13 protein-coding genes, 1 tRNA gene and 1 rRNA gene are annotated in these 16913 nt (G+C 61.9%); 5 read left to right on the top strand and 10 right to left on the bottom strand.

From position 1 onward, the window contains the following. Window positions 1-159: 159 nt before the first annotated feature. The 3 genes from IPM16_02295 to IPM16_02285 all read right to left on the bottom strand — a co-directional run bounded on the left by IPM16_02295 (window position 160) and on the right by IPM16_02285 (window position 4626). A 16S ribosomal RNA gene (locus IPM16_02295) occupies window positions 160-1646 on the bottom strand. A gap of 407 nt (window positions 1647-2053) precedes the next feature. Further along, the gene (locus tag IPM16_02290) at window positions 2054-3316 is read right to left on the bottom strand and encodes an AI-2E family transporter (protein ID MBK9121939.1); all 1263 of its coding nucleotides are present in this window, start codon (window positions 3314-3316) and stop codon (window positions 2054-2056) included. 62 nt (window positions 3317-3378) lie between these two features. Continuing rightward, complete coding sequence (locus IPM16_02285; protein MBK9121938.1) at window positions 3379-4626, bottom strand: SpoIIE family protein phosphatase; 1248 nt, start codon at window positions 4624-4626, stop codon at window positions 3379-3381. Window positions 4627-4681: 55 nt separating this feature from the next. On the opposite strand from IPM16_02285, the gene IPM16_02280 reads away from it, so the two are divergent. From IPM16_02280 to IPM16_02270, 3 genes are all read left to right on the top strand, one after another. After that, entirely contained in the window at window positions 4682-6076 is a 1395-nt protein-coding gene (locus IPM16_02280; GenBank protein MBK9121937.1) for a dipeptidase, read from the top strand. A 23-nt stretch (window positions 6077-6099) separates the two neighbouring features. Then, the gene (locus tag IPM16_02275) at window positions 6100-7083 is read left to right on the top strand and encodes a glycosyltransferase (GenBank protein MBK9121936.1); all 984 of its coding nucleotides are present in this window, start codon (window positions 6100-6102) and stop codon (window positions 7081-7083) included. A gap of 69 nt (window positions 7084-7152) precedes the next feature. Continuing rightward, entirely contained in the window at window positions 7153-7881 is a 729-nt protein-coding gene (locus IPM16_02270; GenBank protein MBK9121935.1) for a response regulator transcription factor, read from the top strand. Between the two features lie 7 nt (window positions 7882-7888). On the opposite strand, the gene IPM16_02265 is transcribed toward IPM16_02270, so the two are convergent. The 5 genes from IPM16_02265 to IPM16_02245 form a co-directional block, all read right to left on the bottom strand. After that, window positions 7889-8854, bottom strand: coding sequence for a M23 family metallopeptidase (locus IPM16_02265; GenBank protein MBK9121934.1), 966 nt, complete (start codon window positions 8852-8854; stop codon window positions 7889-7891). Window positions 8855-8879: 25 nt separating this feature from the next. Then, on the bottom strand, window positions 8880-9698 hold the full coding sequence (locus IPM16_02260) for a hypothetical protein (protein ID MBK9121933.1): 819 nt from the start codon (window positions 9696-9698) through the stop codon (window positions 8880-8882). After that, on the bottom strand, window positions 9698-10375 hold the full coding sequence (locus IPM16_02255) for an SOS response-associated peptidase (protein MBK9121932.1): 678 nt from the start codon (window positions 10373-10375) through the stop codon (window positions 9698-9700). Before IPM16_02255 ends, IPM16_02260 begins: the two co-directional genes overlap by 1 nt. Before the next feature lie 253 nt (window positions 10376-10628). Further along, the gene (locus IPM16_02250; protein MBK9121931.1) at window positions 10629-11129 is read right to left on the bottom strand and encodes a hypothetical protein; all 501 of its coding nucleotides are present in this window, start codon (window positions 11127-11129) and stop codon (window positions 10629-10631) included. Beyond that, complete coding sequence (locus tag IPM16_02245) at window positions 11107-11598, bottom strand: thermonuclease family protein (GenBank protein MBK9121930.1); 492 nt, start codon at window positions 11596-11598, stop codon at window positions 11107-11109. The genes IPM16_02250 and IPM16_02245 overlap by 23 nt, the downstream gene beginning before the upstream one ends. 119 nt (window positions 11599-11717) lie before the next feature. Here IPM16_02245 and IPM16_02240 point away from each other — a divergent pair, with 119 nt between their 5' ends. Together IPM16_02240 and IPM16_02235 are read left to right on the top strand one after the other, a co-directional pair. Beyond that, window positions 11718-13913: a hypothetical protein gene (locus IPM16_02240; protein ID MBK9121929.1), complete on the top strand. Its 2196-nt coding sequence runs from the start codon at window positions 11718-11720 to the stop codon at window positions 13911-13913. A gap of 1 nt (window position 13914) precedes the next feature. After that, a complete protein-coding gene (locus IPM16_02235; protein MBK9121928.1) occupies window positions 13915-14208 on the top strand; it encodes a hypothetical protein in 294 nt (97 codons plus the stop codon). Between the two features lie 37 nt (window positions 14209-14245). On the opposite strand, the gene IPM16_02230 is transcribed toward IPM16_02235, so the two are convergent. Together IPM16_02230 and IPM16_02225 are read right to left on the bottom strand one after the other, a co-directional pair. Further along, a tRNA-Gly gene (locus tag IPM16_02230) sits at window positions 14246-14317 on the bottom strand. A gap of 65 nt (window positions 14318-14382) precedes the next feature. Further along, complete coding sequence (locus tag IPM16_02225) at window positions 14383-16845, bottom strand: MFS transporter (protein ID MBK9121927.1); 2463 nt, start codon at window positions 16843-16845, stop codon at window positions 14383-14385. Between the last annotated feature and the right edge of the window lie 68 nt (window positions 16846-16913).

The raw sequence follows: 16913 nt of genomic DNA, 5'->3' as shown, positions 1-16913 counted from the left end.
GCCACCGTGAGGTAGCTAAACCACTCAGAAATTGAAAAACTGCTGTGCTTAACAGCAGAACAGTGAGACAGACGAGACCTTCGGTCTTGAGCACCATGACCCGGATGGGTCTTGCTTGGTCGGGCAGTAAGCTTTCGCTCCCACCCCATTTGTGCTTAGAAAGGAGGTGATCCAGCCGCACCTTCCGGTACAGCTACCTTGTTACGACTTCGTCCCAGTCACCAGCCCTGCCTTCGGCAGTAGGCTCCTTTCGGTTACCTTCCCGACTTCAGGCGTGACCAGCTCCCATGACGTGACGGGCGGTGTGTACAAGCCCCGAGAACGTATTCAACGCAGTGTGCTGACCTGCGTTTACTAGCAACTCCAGCTTCATGCAGGCGAGTTGCAGCCTGCAATCCGAACTACGACGCGCTTTCAGGATTTGCTCCACCTCGCGGTCTTGCTTCCCATTGTGCGCGCCATTGTAGCACGTGTGCAGCCCAGGATGTAAAGGCCATGCTGACTTGACGTCATCCCCACCTTCCTCCCACTTGTCGCAGGCAGTCGGTCTAGACACTTGTAACTAGACCCGGGGGTTGCGCTCGTTTTCGGACTTAACCGAACATCTCACGACACGAGCTGACGACAGCCATGCAGCACCTGTCTCCCTGCCTTTCGGAAACGTACTTTCATACGCCGTCAGGGGATGTCAAACCCAGGTAAGGTTCTTCGCGTAGCCTCGAATTAAACCACACGCTCCGCTGCTTGTGCGGGGCCCCGTCAATTCCTTTGAGTTTTAGCCTTGCGACCGTACTCCCCAGGCGGTGCACTTACCGCGTTGGCTGCGACGCTCACTCCCCCGTAGAGGACCGAACATCTAGTGCACATCGTTTACGGCACGGACTACCGGGGTTTCTAATCCCGTTCGCTCCCCGTGCTGTCGCGTCTCAGCGTCTGGTGTCGTCCAGGGTGCCGCCTTCGCCTCTGGTGTTCCTCCGGATCTCTACGCATTTCACCACTACACCCGGAATTCCACACCCCTCTACGACCCTCTAGCTCGGCAGTCTCATCCGACCTCTCCCAGTTTAGCCGGGAGCTTTCACGGTTGACTTACCGTGCCGCCTACACGCTCTTTACGCCCAGTAATTCCGGATAACGCTTGCGTCCTACGTGTTACCGCGGCTGCTGGCACGTAGTTAGCCGACACTTATTCCTGCGCTACCGTCCTTCCTCGTCACGCAGAAAAGGACTTTACGATCCGAAGACCTTCATCGTCCACGCGGCGTCGCTGCGTCAGGCTTTCGCCCATTGCGCAATATTCCTCACTGCTGCCTCCCGTAGGAGTCTGGGCCGTGTCTCAGTCCCAGTGTGGGGGGTCACCCTCTCAGGCCCCCTACCCGTCGTCGCCTTGGTAGGCCGTTACCCTACCAACTAGCTGATGGGCCGCAGCCCCCTCCTCAAGCTCCTTAGATTTTCTCACAAGGCCTCTGTACCTCGTGAGCTTATCCGGTTTTAGCCCTGCTTTCGCAGGGTTATCCCAGTCTTGAGGGCAGGTAAGCTACGTGTTCCTCACCCGTGCGCCACTCACCCCGAAGGGTCCGTTCGACTTGCATGTGTTAGGCACGCCGCCAGCGTTCATCCTGAGCCAGGATCAAACTCTCCATCAATTTCTCAAGGCCATGACCTCTCATGACCTCGGGGCTCTTCTGTCTCACTCTTCTGCTGTTAAGCTGCATCGCGCACAAAACCACCTGCGGCGGTTCGGCGCGGGACCAACAGGTTAGCATCCTCGCGTTGGAGAGTCAATCCCATTTTCAACAGTTTCTTAAACTGTTTTGGGTTAATTGGGATATCTGCCCAAGCAAGTGCGCTTGTCTCGGTTGTCGCGTTGCGGCCCCACAACCACTCGATGCGTCGACGAGTACGCGCTGGCGGAAGCCCCGCCGTTTCGCGCGCTCCGTCATCCTCTGTTCGGTCGTTTGTTAACGTCGCAGTTGAGCGACAAGGGCGGCATTATAGTCCTCAGCGTTCCCGTGTCAAGGGCAGTTTGCGAAGTTCATCACAAATGTCAGGGTCAGGCCGTGTCGGCCGCCAGTTCGCTTCCGTCGTCCGCAGCGGGCGATTTCTCGGTCTGCTGGCCGCGCGACGAGCCGCGCGCCCCCGAACGATCGCCCAGCACATCTCCTACATAGACCTCGCGCACAAGGATCTGGAAGATTGCCGTGATTGGCACGGCCAGCAAAATCCCTAAGAAGCCGAAGAGCGAACCACACACGATCTGGCCCAGCAGCACAAGTACGGGGGGAATGCGGATACTTTGTCCGAACAGCAGCGGCGTAAAGATTTGGCTTTGCACAAAGGACGTACCGTAAATGACAACGATGATCCACCCCACGCTGCCCGGCGCTTGCACTACGCCGACAACGATCGCGGCGATCACGGCGACCAGCTGCCCGAAGTTCGGGACGAACGAGAGCAGCCCCGCCAATACACCCAGTGCAGCCGCCTGTTCAAGCTGCAACAAACTCAGCCCAAGCCAGCTCGCTACCCCGACGAAAATCATCGAGATGAACGTCCCTTCCAACCAGCCCCGCACCGAGTCGTACATCTGGGACATGATGGTGCGCGCCCGCTCGCGGTACCACATCGGGAACAAACGGATCATGCCTTCGGCATAGCCGCCGGGATCGATCAAGAAATACAGGCTCAAGAAGATCACGATCAGCGCGCTGAGCACCGTGCTGGCGACATCGCCGACGAACGGCAGCACCGACACGCCGATCTGACCGATCGCCGTCGCAATCTGACGCGCTACTTCGTTGACCAAGTCCGCGTCAACCCGCACGCTTTCGATCAGCGGGCGCAGCGACTCATATAGGAAGCTGTCCGGATACGCCAACGGCTGCGCGACCAACATCACCCAGCGTGTCGGGTTATAGCTCGCGGCATGGTCGAAGATGTGATACGGGAAAGGCGCAGGCGCCAACAGCTCAGCTTCGTTGATACTCTGGATGAGTTGAACCACGCCCTCCGGCAAGATTTCGGTGGTGAGCGTGTTGAACTGCTCGATAAGCTCCGGCAGCATGACACGCCCAAGCATGAGCACGATAGCGGTCATCGCGGTCAGCGAAAGCGCAATGGCCGGCCCGCGCCGCACGTTGTAGCGTGCGAGAAAACGCACCGGCATCGTCACCAGCACGACGAGCACGACAGACGCCAGCGTCAGCAGCAGGATGCTGCGAATCGCCCACAGGGTCGCAAACGTGATGGCTACACCGGCGGCGATGAGAACCCATCGGAAGGCTTGTAGGTTCTGATTGTTGCTACTGGAAACCATAGGGGGACTTGATCACTTGTGGCATCAAATCACATAACCCCGGTGCCGGGTCGACGTTGCGCTCAGCCGGTGAAGCGTACGACAACCAGCGTCTGATCGTCAAACGGGTCGACGTCCTCGCAGAACGTATCGACATCCTTCAGAATCGCCGTGAGGATCTGATCAGCCGGCAGGTGTGCGCTGCGCTGGAGTGCGGCGATCAGCCGTTCCTCGCCGTACATGTGATCCGATTTGTTGGACGCCTCGGAGACGCCGTCGGTGTAGTACACGCAGATGTCGCCGGGCTGCATGCGGATTTCGTCACGCCGCAGCGGATTGTCCGGAAACCACCCGATCGCGCGCCCGCCCTGCGGAAGCAGAAATGCACGCTTCTCGTTGTGGCGGTAGAGGATCGAGGGATTGTGGCCGGCATTGACGTGCTCGACCGCGCCGCCGGTGCGATACATGCTGAAGTAGACCGTCACGAACATGCCGCTCTCGGCGTCCTCGAGGATGAGGTCGTTGGTGCGTGAAAGGGTGTCGAGCGCGGTCAACCCGGCGTGCGCCATCGTGCGGATCATCGTCCGCGCGACCGCCATAAACAGCGCGGCCGGCGCGCCTTTGTCCGATACGTCGGCGATCACAACCGCGAAATGGTCGTCGCCGAGCGCGAACACATCATAGAAGTCCCCGGCCACCTCGCGCGCCGACTCCCAGTGCGCAGCAATCTCGTAACCCGGCATCTGCGGCATGTGCTGCGGCAGCAACGACTCCTGGATCTCGCGCGCCATCTGCAATTCGCGCATCAGGCGGCCCTGTTCGACAGCGAGCGAATACAGCCGGGCATTCTCAAGCGCGATGGCCGCATGCGCCGCAACGGCGCCCAGCAGATCGCGGTCGCCGGGAGTGAAGTTTCCGGCGCGCATCGAGGTGTCGACATAGATCACGCCAATCAACCGGTCTTTAATCATCAGCGGAGCGCACAAGATGGCGCGCAGGCCGCGGATGATAATGCTCTGGCCCGGCTGATAGCGGTCGTCAAACTGCGCGTTGTTGGTCAGCATCGGCTGGCGCGTCTTGATGACTTGATTGACGATGGTCGTGCTGTAGCCTTCGGTATCACTCGTCGGGCCGCGCGCCACCAGCACACTGGGTTCGCCGGTGGCTTCGTCGACGCGAAGCATGAAGCCACGCTCCGCGTTGACGACAGTCATCACCGCGCCCATGATGTTTTCGAGAGCGGTGTCGAAGTCGAGACTGGAATTCATCATCCCGGACACCCGGTAAATCACGGCGAGATGATCTGGAGACAGGTTCAGCGTCTCGGACATTCAGCACCTTTTGAGGACGATCCATTTGCTATAATGCTACCCTGTTTCGCGGGTTATGACACAGGAAGCCCTCATGTCCCCTCAGGAGTACGCCGCGGCACACGCCGACCGGTTTAATGCAAAGCTATTCGACCTCGTGCGCATTCCATCGGTGAGCACCACACCGGAGTTGGCGGGAGAGGTCAAGCGCGCCGGACAATGGTTGGTGGACGAGATGAAACGCATCGGCTTCCCAACCGCCGAGCTGATCGCTACCAACGGTCACCCGATCGTTTACGGCGAATGGTTGACCGCCGGCGCCGATCGCCCAACTGTACTGATCTACGGGCACTATGACGTTCAACCCGCCGACCGCGAGGCCGACGGCTGGGCGACCGATCCGTTCGAGCCGGTCGTCAAAGATGCCGTGCTGTATGCACGCGGAAGTACCGACGACAAGGGGCCGGTTGTCGCTCATCTGAACGCCATCGAGTCGCTCGTCAACACAGGCGGGCTTCCCGTCAACATCAAGGTCATCTTCGAAGGCGAGGAAGAGATTTCGTCGCTCCACCTCGGGCAGTTCGTCGCCGAGTACAAAGACCGTTTGTCGGCGGATGCTTGCTTGATCTCGGACACGTCGATCTACTCGGCCGAGCAGCCCTCGATCGTCTATGCACTACGCGGCCTCGCCTATATGGAGATCCACGTTCAGGGGCCGGCGACCGACCTGCACAGCGGCGGTTTCGGCGGCACGGTGCACAACCCGGCTCAGGCGCTGGCCGAAATCATTACCAAGCTGCACTATCCCGACGGTGCGGTAAGCGTCCCCGGTTTCTATGACGACGTGCGCCCGCTCGACGCCGAAGAACGCGACGAGCTGGCGAAGACGGCGTGGGCGCACGAGGACTGGTCGCGCGCTACCGGACTGACGACTCCGTGGGGCGAGTCGGACTACAGCCTGCGCGAGCGTGTCAGCGCACGACCGACTTTGGAGGTCAACGGGATGCTGAGCGGCTTTACCGGCGCCGGCGCGAAGACCGTGCTGCCCGCGAAGGCGATGGCCAAGATCAGCTGCCGGTTGGTGGCCGATCAGAAACCCCATGACATTTACGAGAAGGTCAAAGCGCATGTCGCGCAGATCACGCCGCCGACCGTCAAGAGCGAGGTCAGGCTGCTCCATGTCGGCGACCCGGCTTTGACCGAACGCGACTCGACAGCGATGCAGGCCGCGATCGATGCGTATACGCAAGCATGGGGGCGCCGGCCGGTGTTCATGCGCGAAGGTGGCAGTATCCCGATTGTTTCCGACTTTCAGCGCGAGCTTGGCCTCCCCGTGATCCTGATGGGATTTGGATTGAGCACCGACGGCGCGCACGGACCAGACGAGCACTTCAGCCTCGACCTCTACCATAAGGGTACGCAGGCGATCATCGCGTTCCATCAGGCGTTCGCAGAGCGGCACCGCGCCTAGCTGCGAAGCCGAAAGGCCCGTTCATGCGCGTTTCTGTGATCGCTACCGTCCTCAACGAGGGCGAGTCGATCCGGCGGCTCTTGGAGTCGCTGGCGGCACAGTCGCGCGTGCCGGACGAAATCGTTATCGTTGACGGCGGCAGCACGGATCGAACTGCGGCGATCATCGAGAGCTACGCCGATCGACTGCCAATTCTGCTGCGCATCGAGCATGGCGCGAATATCAGCCGGGGGCGCAATCTCGCCATCGCAGCGGCGTCGGGGGATGTTATCGCCGCGACTGACGCGGGTGTGCGCTTGACCGATCGCTGGCTTGAGCATCTCACAGCCCCGTTCGACGGCGACGCGGCAGTACAGTGCGTCGCCGGTTTCTTCCTGCCGGATGTTCATACGGTGTTCGAGGCGGCAATGGGCGCCACCGTCCTGCCTCAGCGTGCGGACATCGACCCGAGCACATTCCTTCCTAGCAGCCGCAGCGTGGCGTTCACCAAATCCGCGTGGGAACGCGTGGGCGGTTACCCGGAATGGCTCGACTACTGCGAGGATCTGGTCTTCGATTTTCGTATGCGGGACATCGCCGGCCCGTTCGCGTTCGCGCCCGACGCGCTCGTCTACTTCCGGCCGCGCACCTCGCTGCGCGCGTTTTACAAGCAGTACCGACTCTACGCCCGCGGCGACGGTAAAGCCGATTTATGGCGTAAACGTCACGCGATCCGCTACGCAACCTACGTGGTTGGCGCGCCGCTGATCGCTGCGGCGGGATTCGTCGTTCACCCAATTGCGTGGGGCCTGTTCGCTGTTGGAGCTCTGGCGTACTGCCGCCGGCCATGGTCACGGCTGCCAGCGGTCTTGCGCGGTCTGCCCTATGCCGGGACGCTCGACATGCTGAAAGCCGCGCTGTGGGTTCCCGTAATCCGCGTTGTCGGCGATATCGCCAAGATGATCGGTTATCCCGCCGGAGTGCTGTGGCGCATCCGAAACCGCCCGCCGGACTGGCGCCGGGCTTAGGCGGGTTTTGCGACACGGGCCGTAAGGTCGTATACTTCCGGGGGACTTGTAACACGCCGGGGGGCTTCCATGACCTCGATCACGCGCTATAACTTCAAAGTGCTGATCTACGATCCGGACACGTATGCGCGCCACGCGATCTATACGTTTTTGGCATGGGATCGGCGCACTCGCGTCACCCTGCGCACCGACAGCCTCGACGGCATGTGGCGGCATCTGCAGACGGTACCGATTGCCGAACAACCGGACTACCTGCTGATCGACGCCAATCATGTCGGTGGCCCGGGAGACCTGCGCCGTACGCTTGAACAGCTGCGCGAAGAACTGCCGCGCTGCCGCGTCGTGTGCCTTGCCCAACAGCTCGACCTCGACCTTGTCGCTGCCGCAGCCGACAAGGGCGCTAAGGCCTTCCTGCTCAAGCATGAGGTCAACCTGCGTATCGGATGGGCAATCGTGTATTCAGAGAAACGGGACTTTACCGTTACGCCCGGTGTCGCCGATGCTGTGCGTGCGGTTCGTGGAGTCCCGCCGCGCTTGCAGCGTGCCTCGGTGCTTCCGCCCAGTTTGAAATTTCCTCAGCTCACCGCGCGCGTCAAAGAGGCGCTCGAGCTGTGGCTCGGCGGTATGCCGGCGTATCTGGTCGCTGATGAACTCGGAATCGGCCTGAGCACGGTACGCGGTTATATCAAGAAGGCCTATCGCATTCTTGAGTCGGCGGTCGATCTGGATTTCCCCGACGAGATCACCCAGCAAGAGCGCGCATTCTTGCGCTACACGGCGCTCGACGAGCGAGACTAGCGTCGCGTTAGGGCAGCCACGTCCGCGAGACGGTGCGCGGATCGACCCAATCGCCGTTGATGTTCATCTCCCAATGCAGGTGCGGCCCGCTGCTGCGCCCCGTGTTCCCGGTCATGCCGAGCACCTGACCTGCGGTGACCTCTTGGCCGCGCGTGACGTGAATTTGCGAGAAATGCGCGTATCCGCTGAACACGCCTTGGCCGTGGTCGACGATCACGTAGTTGCCGCGGATGTCCATCACCCCGGCAAACGCCACTGTTCCCGCCGCAGAAGCCTGTACCGGGACGCCGACAGTGGCGCGCATGTCCCATCCGGTATGGCGCGTCTCGACAACCTCGTTCAACAGGCGCAGCTCGCCAAACGGCGACGTATACTCGCCAAAGATCGGCATCGCAAAGCCGGTCTCGTCCCACTGTCTCGGCGCGATGTTGTCCTCAAACACGGCGTACAGCCGCGCGAACTCTGCGCGCTCGATCTCGGGATCGATCAGGTACGATCGGTCGGTTGGCACGGTGAACGTACTGCGGACAAATCCGCCCTGCCCGACGCGAACACGCGTCGACGCCGATGACGTCCCCACCGCGGTATCGACGTACACGGTCAGGTCGTACTCGCGAGATGTCTGCTCGATATTGGCAGACAGGATCGCGAACAGGCCATCGTCACGGGCGGGGAAGAACGGAATGATGTCGCCCAGCCACTCGGCGCGCGCCGCCGTGACCCCGTCTCCGACCACATGAATCACACCCACCCCGCCCTGCTTGATATCGTCAAAGTACAACTGCACGTCGATGGCCCCGATGCTCAGCGTCGTGCGCGCGGTTGGGCGCTCGGGGGGCGGCAGGGTCGCAAGGATTTCGGTTGGCGTGGTCGTGCCGTCGGGTGGCGGCGTTTCGGTTGTTTGAGCAAGCGCCGGGGCGAATATGCAACCCAATACAGCGCCAAGCAGCAGGATTCGTTTCATCCAGTTCACTGGGCGTTCCTTACGTTCTCACGTGTTATGGTGCTGGAGTCTCGGTGGCAAGCAGCGACAAGTCAACCGTGACGCTGTCGAATATGGCCGCCAATTCGGCCCGGCCCGGGCCGTCGTACGCCTCCAGCGGCTCGACGTACGCATAAACGGCGATGTTCAGTCCTTCGACGTTGAACGCCGCGAACCATCCTTTGAGGCTGGGCAGCCCGTCCGGGCAGTCGTCGGCGGCATAGTACGTGCCGCGCGCGGCGAGCTCGCCCATGCGGAACGGGCGCTCTTCATCGAACGAGTACTCGCACTCTGGTTCGATGACGGCGAACAACAGCAGGCGCAGCGCGTCGGAATACACGTTAGCGCTGCGGTCTCCGTATCCGTACACGAGATTCGGAAACCCATAAAGCACGGTGATCACGCCCGTACCACCGGTAATCGGACCTCGATAGTAGCCGAACGGCACCACTCCGGAGCCGTCAAACTCCGGGAGGATGATGGCGTCTGACGCAGTCGTCCAGCCTTCGGGAAGCCGCATCCGGATCGGCGGTTCGACATCGGTGATCACCAGCGGGTTCAGCGTAACGACGACCTGATTGGGGTCGTCAGTCGGCAGCGGTTCATCGGTCGGGCCTGCCGCAAGGGTCACGGTGGAAGTTGGCGGGACAAACGGTGTATTGCTGGGCACCAGCGTCAGCGTCGGCCGATCCGGCGTAGGCGGCGTGCCTGCCGGTGCGACCGGGGTTGCAACCGGCGCCAGCGGCGCGTCAAGCGTCACCGGCGCGGGTGGGACGGTCGTCGCCTCGCATGCCGCCAGCGCGAAGACCAGGATAAGCGCAACGGCCAACCGCATTACAGCAAGCCCGCCTGTGTGCCAAGCGGTTCGATGTTCTCCGGCGAGTCGAAGGCTGGGCTGTTGACCCGTTTCGACACTTCGTACGCCGTCATCTTGTCTTCGTCTACTGGCGTCAGAATCGACAGCGCTTCCGCGGCTTGAAGTTCGCCGTCATACAGCCAATCGGCGTAGCGGTCGCGCGGCAGGATGACCGCCATGCGATTGTGAAACTGGCCGATGTAGTCGTTAGGCTCGGTCGTCAGGATCGAGCACGTGTGCAGTTCGTCACCGTCGGGACTGCGCCAGATTTCCCACAGGCCGGCAAACGCGAACACCGAGTTGTCCTTAAGGTGAATGAAAAGCGGGTTTTGGCCCTTCTTTGGCCATTCATAAAACCCACTGGCCGGGATCAGACAGCGGCGGCGGCGCAGCGCATTCTTGAACGACGGCTTCTCCGCCGCAGTCTCGGCGCGCGCGTTGATCATCTGGCTACCGATCGAAATATCCTTCGCCCACGAAGGTACAAGCCCCCAGCGATGATATGTCAGCTCTTTGGGGGCCGCGTTGGTAATGACGGCGACGGGTTGAGTCGGCGCAATGTTATAGCGCGGCACCAGCGGGGCTGGCGTGGTCTCAAGATCGAACGCCATCTGCAAAGTCTCGGCATCGGCAGTCAGTACAAATCGTCCACACATAGCGAACTATCCTCTTCCCCGTCTATGAGGCGGCTTGCCCATCTCCGCGATCTGGCGCAGCACCGTCAGCAGCGTTAGAGCAAGCCCGAACAACTGCGCAGTCTGGATCGGCTGCGGACCCTCTTCGTTTTCGTGGGAAGCCCGGCGGAAAAAGTACGTACTCAGCAGACCAAGCGCAAGCCCCCCTACTCCCCCCAAGAGGTAGCCGACTAGCGAGCGTTTCTCAGCCGAATTGGTGGACTTAACCGGACCGTTACGGGTGGGCAGGCGTGTCATCCGCTGCGCGTTTGGCTCCATCACCGTCTCCTTTCGTCTCCTCACTATCGAAGATATTCCAGAGGGGGGCGAGCCGTTCAACGGCCGCCGACAGACCGATCAACCGCGATCCGCCAGCGCGCGCGACATCGCGCGTGCGCTCAGCGAGATCCGCAGCCGCGTTCTCCGCGCGTGCGGTCTGGCGCACAGCGGCGGCATCCAGCCGCCCGACGCCCCAAATCGCGGCCGCCGTGCCGATCATGACCGCAAACGACACGAGAAGCAGCGGAACCAAACAGACCGTAATCGCAACCAGATTGGCTAACACTCCAATGTGAGGTCCCGCTGCAGCCACAACCGCAGTCAAGACGGTTGCGAACACGGCAAAACCCGCCAGAAACAACAGCCAAACGCGTCTGCGCTGACCTGAAAGCACGCGAAGCCGGGCCGCGTCAGGTCCGACATCGGGTGTAACGTTAGCGGGTTGTGGATCCATCATTGAAGATCCCAGTCGGGTGGCAACCGCGGCCGGCACGTTCGGCCTCGCTCTCCAACTGCACGAACTGATCGTAGAAGCGCACGTCAGGATCATACCGGACGGCCTCGCCCCAACCATCGGCGATCAGCTGCCGATTGACGAACGTGTCGCCTACGTAGACGTAGCGCAGTAGACGCCCGAACCGGTCGGTGTCGCTGACGTCGGTCACCAGACGCACGGTCTGGCGTTCCACCAGCGCGCGGTTGGCGCGGGTTGCATCGCTGTAACACACTTCGTCGCGCTCTGGCGTATTGACGCCGACATAGCGCACGCGGACGGTCTCACCGTTCAAATCTACGTCAATGGTATCGCCGTCAATCACTGAGTGAACTCGCCCGATCTCTCCATCGCCAGCTGCCGGAGTCTCAAGTTCGAGCGAACACGCACCGAGCACGAGCACCGCAAGTACACAGATGATCACACGCGCCATGCGGTACAACACCCAGAAATCGTTGTCTAATCGTCTTTCAATCATATCACAAACGGCTGGACTCGGCGGGGCGCACACCCTATAGTTGCTACCGAATGTCCGCACGACTTGGAGGCTGCATGCGCATCGCCCGTGCATTCCGAACGATCGCCGCCGTGCTGCTGCTGGCCGCATTGGTCGTTCCGCTCTCTGCGCAAGACGAGGGCGCGCGTCAGACGGTCGACGCATTTCTGACCGCTTGGGATCGCGCTGACAGCGCCGCGATGTGGGCGCTGCTCAGCCGGCAAAGCCAGGAGACGTATCCGCAAGAGGTCTTCTCGAACCGCTACACCGTTGCCAACACCGCGATGGGGCTTGAAGGCGTCGACTTTTCGGTTGGCGATATCCATCTTCAAGGGCTGACAGCCGCCGTCACTTACGACGTGACGATCGAATCCGGCCTGTTCGGGCAGATCGTCGACACTGGCCGGACGATGCGCCTCGTCAACGATGGTGGACGTTGGGGTGTGGCGTGGTCGAGTATGGACATTTTCGCCGAACTCCCGTCAACCGGCGAGTTGACATCGGACGGCGACCTTGCCCCGCGCGCCAACCTGTACGACCGCAACGGCCGGATCGTGGCAGGGCGCGGTCGCGTGGTGACACTGTACACTGCGCGCGCGAACATGACGGACGAAGAAGGGTGCAAGGCGCTCATCTCGCGGCTGACCCGCCGGCCGTTCGTTGCTTTTGACCTCTTGTTCGCCGCCAACTTCCCGGAGACGATCTTCTATCTGGCCGAGCTGAATGCCGAGGTCTACGACGCCAATCAGGCCGCGTTGACGTCCACATGCGGCGTGAGCATCACGCTCGACCGCGAAACACGAACGTATTATGGCAACAACGCGATGTCGCATGTCGCCGGGTACGTCGGACAAATCACCGCCGACCAGCAGGCGCAGTACGAGGCGCTCGGCTACAGCGCGGGCGACTTGATCGGTCAGGGCGGCGTCGAGCGTATGTTCGAGCGCGCGCTGGCAGGCACGCCAGAGCGCACCCTGCGCATTACCGAGCCCGGCGGCGTTATCTTGCGCGAATTCTCCAGCATCGGCGGCAGCGCGCCGACACCGGTACAGATGACGATCGACCGCGAGCTGCAGTTGGTCGTGGCGCAGGCGATGGCGGACGCTTACGACTTCGCGTACCCGACATGGGGCAGCCCGCAGGTCGCGGCCGACGGCGCAGCGGTGGTGCTCAACGTCAAGACCGGCGAGATTCTGGCGATGGTCAGCTTTCCATTGTTCGACCCGCTGTTGTTCGATCCGACGTCGCCTGAACCGGCTCGCCGCGTCGAGCTGCTACAGCAGGTCAGTGCCGATACACGCCAGCCATTCATCAATCACGCGACACAGTCGCGCTACGCACCGGGTTCGGTCTACAAGCTAATTACGGCGACGGCGGTTCTAAACGAAGGGATTGTCTCTCCGGGAGACGTCTTCACCTGCGGCTTACGTTGGGAGGGTCGCCCAGTCGGAGACGACGTCGACAGCCGCCCAGATTGGCGCGAGACCGACGGATTCCCGCCGGCAGGCGACATCACGCCGGCAGAGGCGATTATGGCATCGTGTAATCCGTTCTTCTGGCAGTATGGGGCGGAGTTATACAACGCCGAAGGCAACAAGCTCGCCGAATATGCGCGCATGCTGGGTCTCGGCGAACCGTATGGCATCTTCACCGGGGCGGTCGAAGCTGCCGCCGACCTCGACACGCCGAGCTTCACCAGCGAGGCCATCAGTATCGCCGTCGGCCAGCGCAACGTGTCAGTTCCGCCGATTCAAATGGCGGTGGTGGTCGCGACGCTCGCAAACGGAGGCACGGTCTACAAGCCGACGATCGTCAAGCAGGTCGGCGGCTTCGACGGTGCAGCGGTGTCGCAGACCTTCGAACCGGAAGTCCTCAATACGATCGAGTTCCAACCCGGCGTACTGGAGGAAATCCAGACTGGCATGTGCGGCGCGATTGCTGACGAAGACCTCGGTACAGCCTACATCCGATTCGACAACGCGCCCTACCGTATCTGCGGCAAAACCGGCACGGCGCAAACCGCCCGTTATCCGAACGCATGGTTTGTCGCTTACGGCCCGGCCGAAGACCCGGAGATCGCAGTCGCCATCGTCGTCAGCCAATCGCTCGAAGGATCGCAGGTCAGCGCACCGATCGCCCGGCGCATCTTTGACTGGTACTTCAGCGCGGAAAACTACGAGCCGTTCCCCGATTGGTGGGCGCAGGGGCCATACGTGCCGCTAAACATCCCAGCGGGCAGCACCGGAGGCTGAGATGGCGGATTCCATAGTGCGGTGCCCGTCGTGCGACGGATATGGCTGGCTAACCGACGACTTCACCGGCGAGTCAGGCGACTGCGACTGGTGCGCAGGCACGGGCTACGTCTATCGCAGCCCCGACGGCACCGACCGGCCAATCCCGCCTGCCGATTACGGTAGGGTCGCTGCACAGCTCGAATCGCTGGAACACGATCGCCTGCGCGACATGGGATACTCCGGCAGTGCGCTGCACCCGGACGATCAGCCGATCCGCCGGCGCAGCGCCGACGACACGGAAGACTTACCGTAGGCAAACAAAAACCCCGGCGTGTGCCGGGGTTGTGCTGAGCGGGTGACGGGACTCGAACCCGTGACATTCTGCATGGCAAGCAGACATTCTACCACTGAATTACACCCGCAATGTGCTGTAGAAGATAGCACAATCGCGGTGAGCGGTCAAGAGCAAAGTGCCTTCGCGCGGCCCCTACTGCCCCCCACTCGTGCGGGTGTTCGGCAGCAGCAGCGCGATGCCCGCACCGATCAGACACAGCACTGCTGCGATCAGTCCAACCTCCGCCAATACCTCGACGGTGATCTGCGCGGCGGCGTTGATGTCTTCTAGCCCCTGGACAACCCCGACGCGCTCCGATAGCAGCGCGTTCACGCGCGTGAGGGCCAGTGCCGTCAGCGTCGACACACTGAGCGTCATGCCGACGAGCCGCAGCACGATCACCAGCGCAGACGCTACCCCGCGATGATGCTCGTCCGCAGTGTCAATAACCGACGCGCTGATCGGCGAGAACGTCAAGCCGATACCGACCCCGATGATGATCATTTCGAGGACGACCAGCGCATCCGACACCGTGTAGGTCCATGTCTGCCAGACCAACACGAATCCGAACGCGGCGATCAACAAGCCTGCAACGGTCGTCGTCCGCGCGCCGATCCGTTCGCTCAGCCACCCGCCGGGGAAGGCCGCCATCGCCATCGGCACGGTTAGGCCGCATAACATCAGGCCCACGACGAGCGCCGTCTCCTGCAACGTCGATGTGCCTTCCAGACGGACATTGACCAGAATCGGGACTGTCACGAGACCCACGAACAAGACGTACCCCACGAACAGGTTCGCCAGCAGTCCGACCGAGAGCGCCCTTCGCCGGAACATCTTCAAGTCGATCAACGGCGACTTAACCCGTCGTTCGACGAAAATAAACAAGATGAAACTCAACGCCGCGCCGAGCAGCACCGGTGCGGCGTATGCCGGCAGCGGCGAAAGGTCTTCGAAGCCGGATACATCGACGCCCACTTCGATGTTTGCGCCGAGGCCGAGCGTCAGCCCGGCAAGCGCGAGAACGATCAAGAGCGCACCGACGAAATCGAACCGGCTTCGTTCACGCACGTCCGGCACGCCACGCAGGGCGACCAACATCAACACCAATGCGGCGGCGGTAATCGGCACATTGATCCAGAACAATCCTTGCCACGGCATGAACTGCACTGCGATCCCGCCGTATAGGTGGCCCAGCACCCAGCCCAGCGTATCGACGGCGCCGATCACGCCCAAGGCCCTCGCGCGACGCATCGGCGGGAACACGTCAGCGACCAGCGCGAGGCTGACCGGTACGAGCGCCCCGGCGCCTAGCGCCTGCACCACACGACCGAGAATGATCACGGCGAGCGTAATGTTCGGCCGGTCAGGCACCTGCCCGAGGCGGAGCGCAAGGCTGTGGAAGAAGTCGGTTGGGCCGAGATGCGCCACAGCGACCAGAATCGACCCTGCCGCGAACACGCCGAGGCAAACGACATACACCATCCGCCGTCCGACAAGGTCGCTCACGCGCCCCATAAACGTCATGCTTATGGCATACGCCAGCAGATAGCCGCTGACGATCCATGCGGCATCGTCGAGTCCGGTTTGCAGCGGAATCTCGAGATCGACGATGAGTTCCGGCAGGAACGCGGACACGACCGTCAGGTCGAGCGCCCCGATGAACACCGGTACGCTTACGATCGCAACGATCAGCCATGGCCGGACGGCAGCGGGCTGTTCCGGTGCTGCGGTCGCAGTCCGCAGTCGCGGCCACAGAAGTACCGGGACAGCGATTGCGGTGCCGAGAACCAAAGCAAGGATGCCGAGCTGCGCCAGCGCCTCGACAGGGATCCGTGTGGTCGCGTTGGTGGCCGGTGCGACAATCGCTGGCGCCGTCCAGTCCACTCCGTTCGGCGGCTCGACATCGGCCGGCTGATTGATGTCGTAGACGTTGATTGTCCAGCGGGTCGGCTCGTCTGCAGCAGTCGGCGCGGTCCCGGGCAGTTCGAGGATCAGGCGCGCAGGGAAACCGGTCTCGGCGTCGAGGAAGACCTCGAGCGGCAGTAAACCCTGTATGTTGAGCAGGCCGACGACCAGCGCACTTACCTTTGGCCCGCTCGCCACGCCGCGCAAATGGTGGACCTGCACGCCGTTTTCGAGGATTGTCCGGCCAAGATAGTCCAGGTCTACAAGGCTGGTCAGTGCGGCCTGAAAACCGCTGTCCTCAGCAATCAGCGCCACCGGGTTAAAGCCGGGCGCGAAGTCTTCCTTCACCCAGTCGAGCTGCGATACTCGGAACCATTGTTCTGCCGAGATGCTGAACACCTCGACATCCATCGCAAGCCGCGGGAACGATTCGGTGACAATGCGTACGCTGGCCTGCAGCGTGTCGGGATTGACATACTGCGCGCGCGCGAACCGAAACTGAACGTTGACGACGCCCCCGCCCAACACGACCGGAATGACGTAGTTATCGCCGGACTGCTCTACGTAGAGTCTAAAGGTCTGAGCGCCGCGCACGGCGTCCGCCGCGCGTTGCAGAAGACTCATCGGGTCTTCGGGAGGAGTTGCCTGCTGGGGCTGGCACCCGACAAAGATGCCGACCGCAGCCAACACAAGAACGAGGAGCTTGCGCACGTGGTAACCCTTGCTCGCTGCGTAAGTCACAACTCAGTATACGTTCAAACCCGGGCGTGGGTCACGGG

This window comes from Candidatus Flexicrinis affinis (assembly GCA_016716525.1).
Lineage (GTDB): Bacteria > Chloroflexota > Anaerolineae > Aggregatilineales > Phototrophicaceae > Flexicrinis > Flexicrinis affinis.
The sequence above is the reverse complement of the archived record's forward strand: the minus strand, read 5'-3'. Positions and strand labels throughout refer to the sequence as shown.

Excerpts from the sequence above, each read along its gene's own strand:
- IPM16_02285 (MBK9121938.1), bottom strand. The coding sequence starts at position 4,626 with ATGTCCGAGACGCTGAACCTGTCTCCAGATCATCTCGCCGTGATTTAC.
- IPM16_02255 (MBK9121932.1), bottom strand. The coding sequence starts at position 10,375 with ATGTGTGGACGATTTGTACTGACTGCCGATGCCGAGACTTTGCAGATG.
- IPM16_02250 (MBK9121931.1), bottom strand. The coding sequence starts at position 11,129 with ATGATGGATCCACAACCCGCTAACGTTACACCCGATGTCGGACCTGAC.
- IPM16_02235 (MBK9121928.1), top strand. The coding sequence starts at position 13,915 with ATGGCGGATTCCATAGTGCGGTGCCCGTCGTGCGACGGATATGGCTGG.
- IPM16_02280 (MBK9121937.1), top strand. The coding sequence starts at position 4,682 with ATGACACAGGAAGCCCTCATGTCCCCTCAGGAGTACGCCGCGGCACAC.
- IPM16_02270 (MBK9121935.1), top strand. The coding sequence starts at position 7,153 with ATGACCTCGATCACGCGCTATAACTTCAAAGTGCTGATCTACGATCCG.
- IPM16_02240 (MBK9121929.1), top strand. The coding sequence starts at position 11,718 with ATGCGCATCGCCCGTGCATTCCGAACGATCGCCGCCGTGCTGCTGCTG.
- IPM16_02275 (MBK9121936.1), top strand. The coding sequence starts at position 6,100 with ATGCGCGTTTCTGTGATCGCTACCGTCCTCAACGAGGGCGAGTCGATC.
- IPM16_02290 (MBK9121939.1), bottom strand. The coding sequence starts at position 3,316 with ATGGTTTCCAGTAGCAACAATCAGAACCTACAAGCCTTCCGATGGGTT.
- IPM16_02260 (MBK9121933.1), bottom strand. The coding sequence starts at position 9,698 with ATGCGGTTGGCCGTTGCGCTTATCCTGGTCTTCGCGCTGGCGGCATGC.
- IPM16_02245 (MBK9121930.1), bottom strand. The coding sequence starts at position 11,598 with ATGGCGCGTGTGATCATCTGTGTACTTGCGGTGCTCGTGCTCGGTGCG.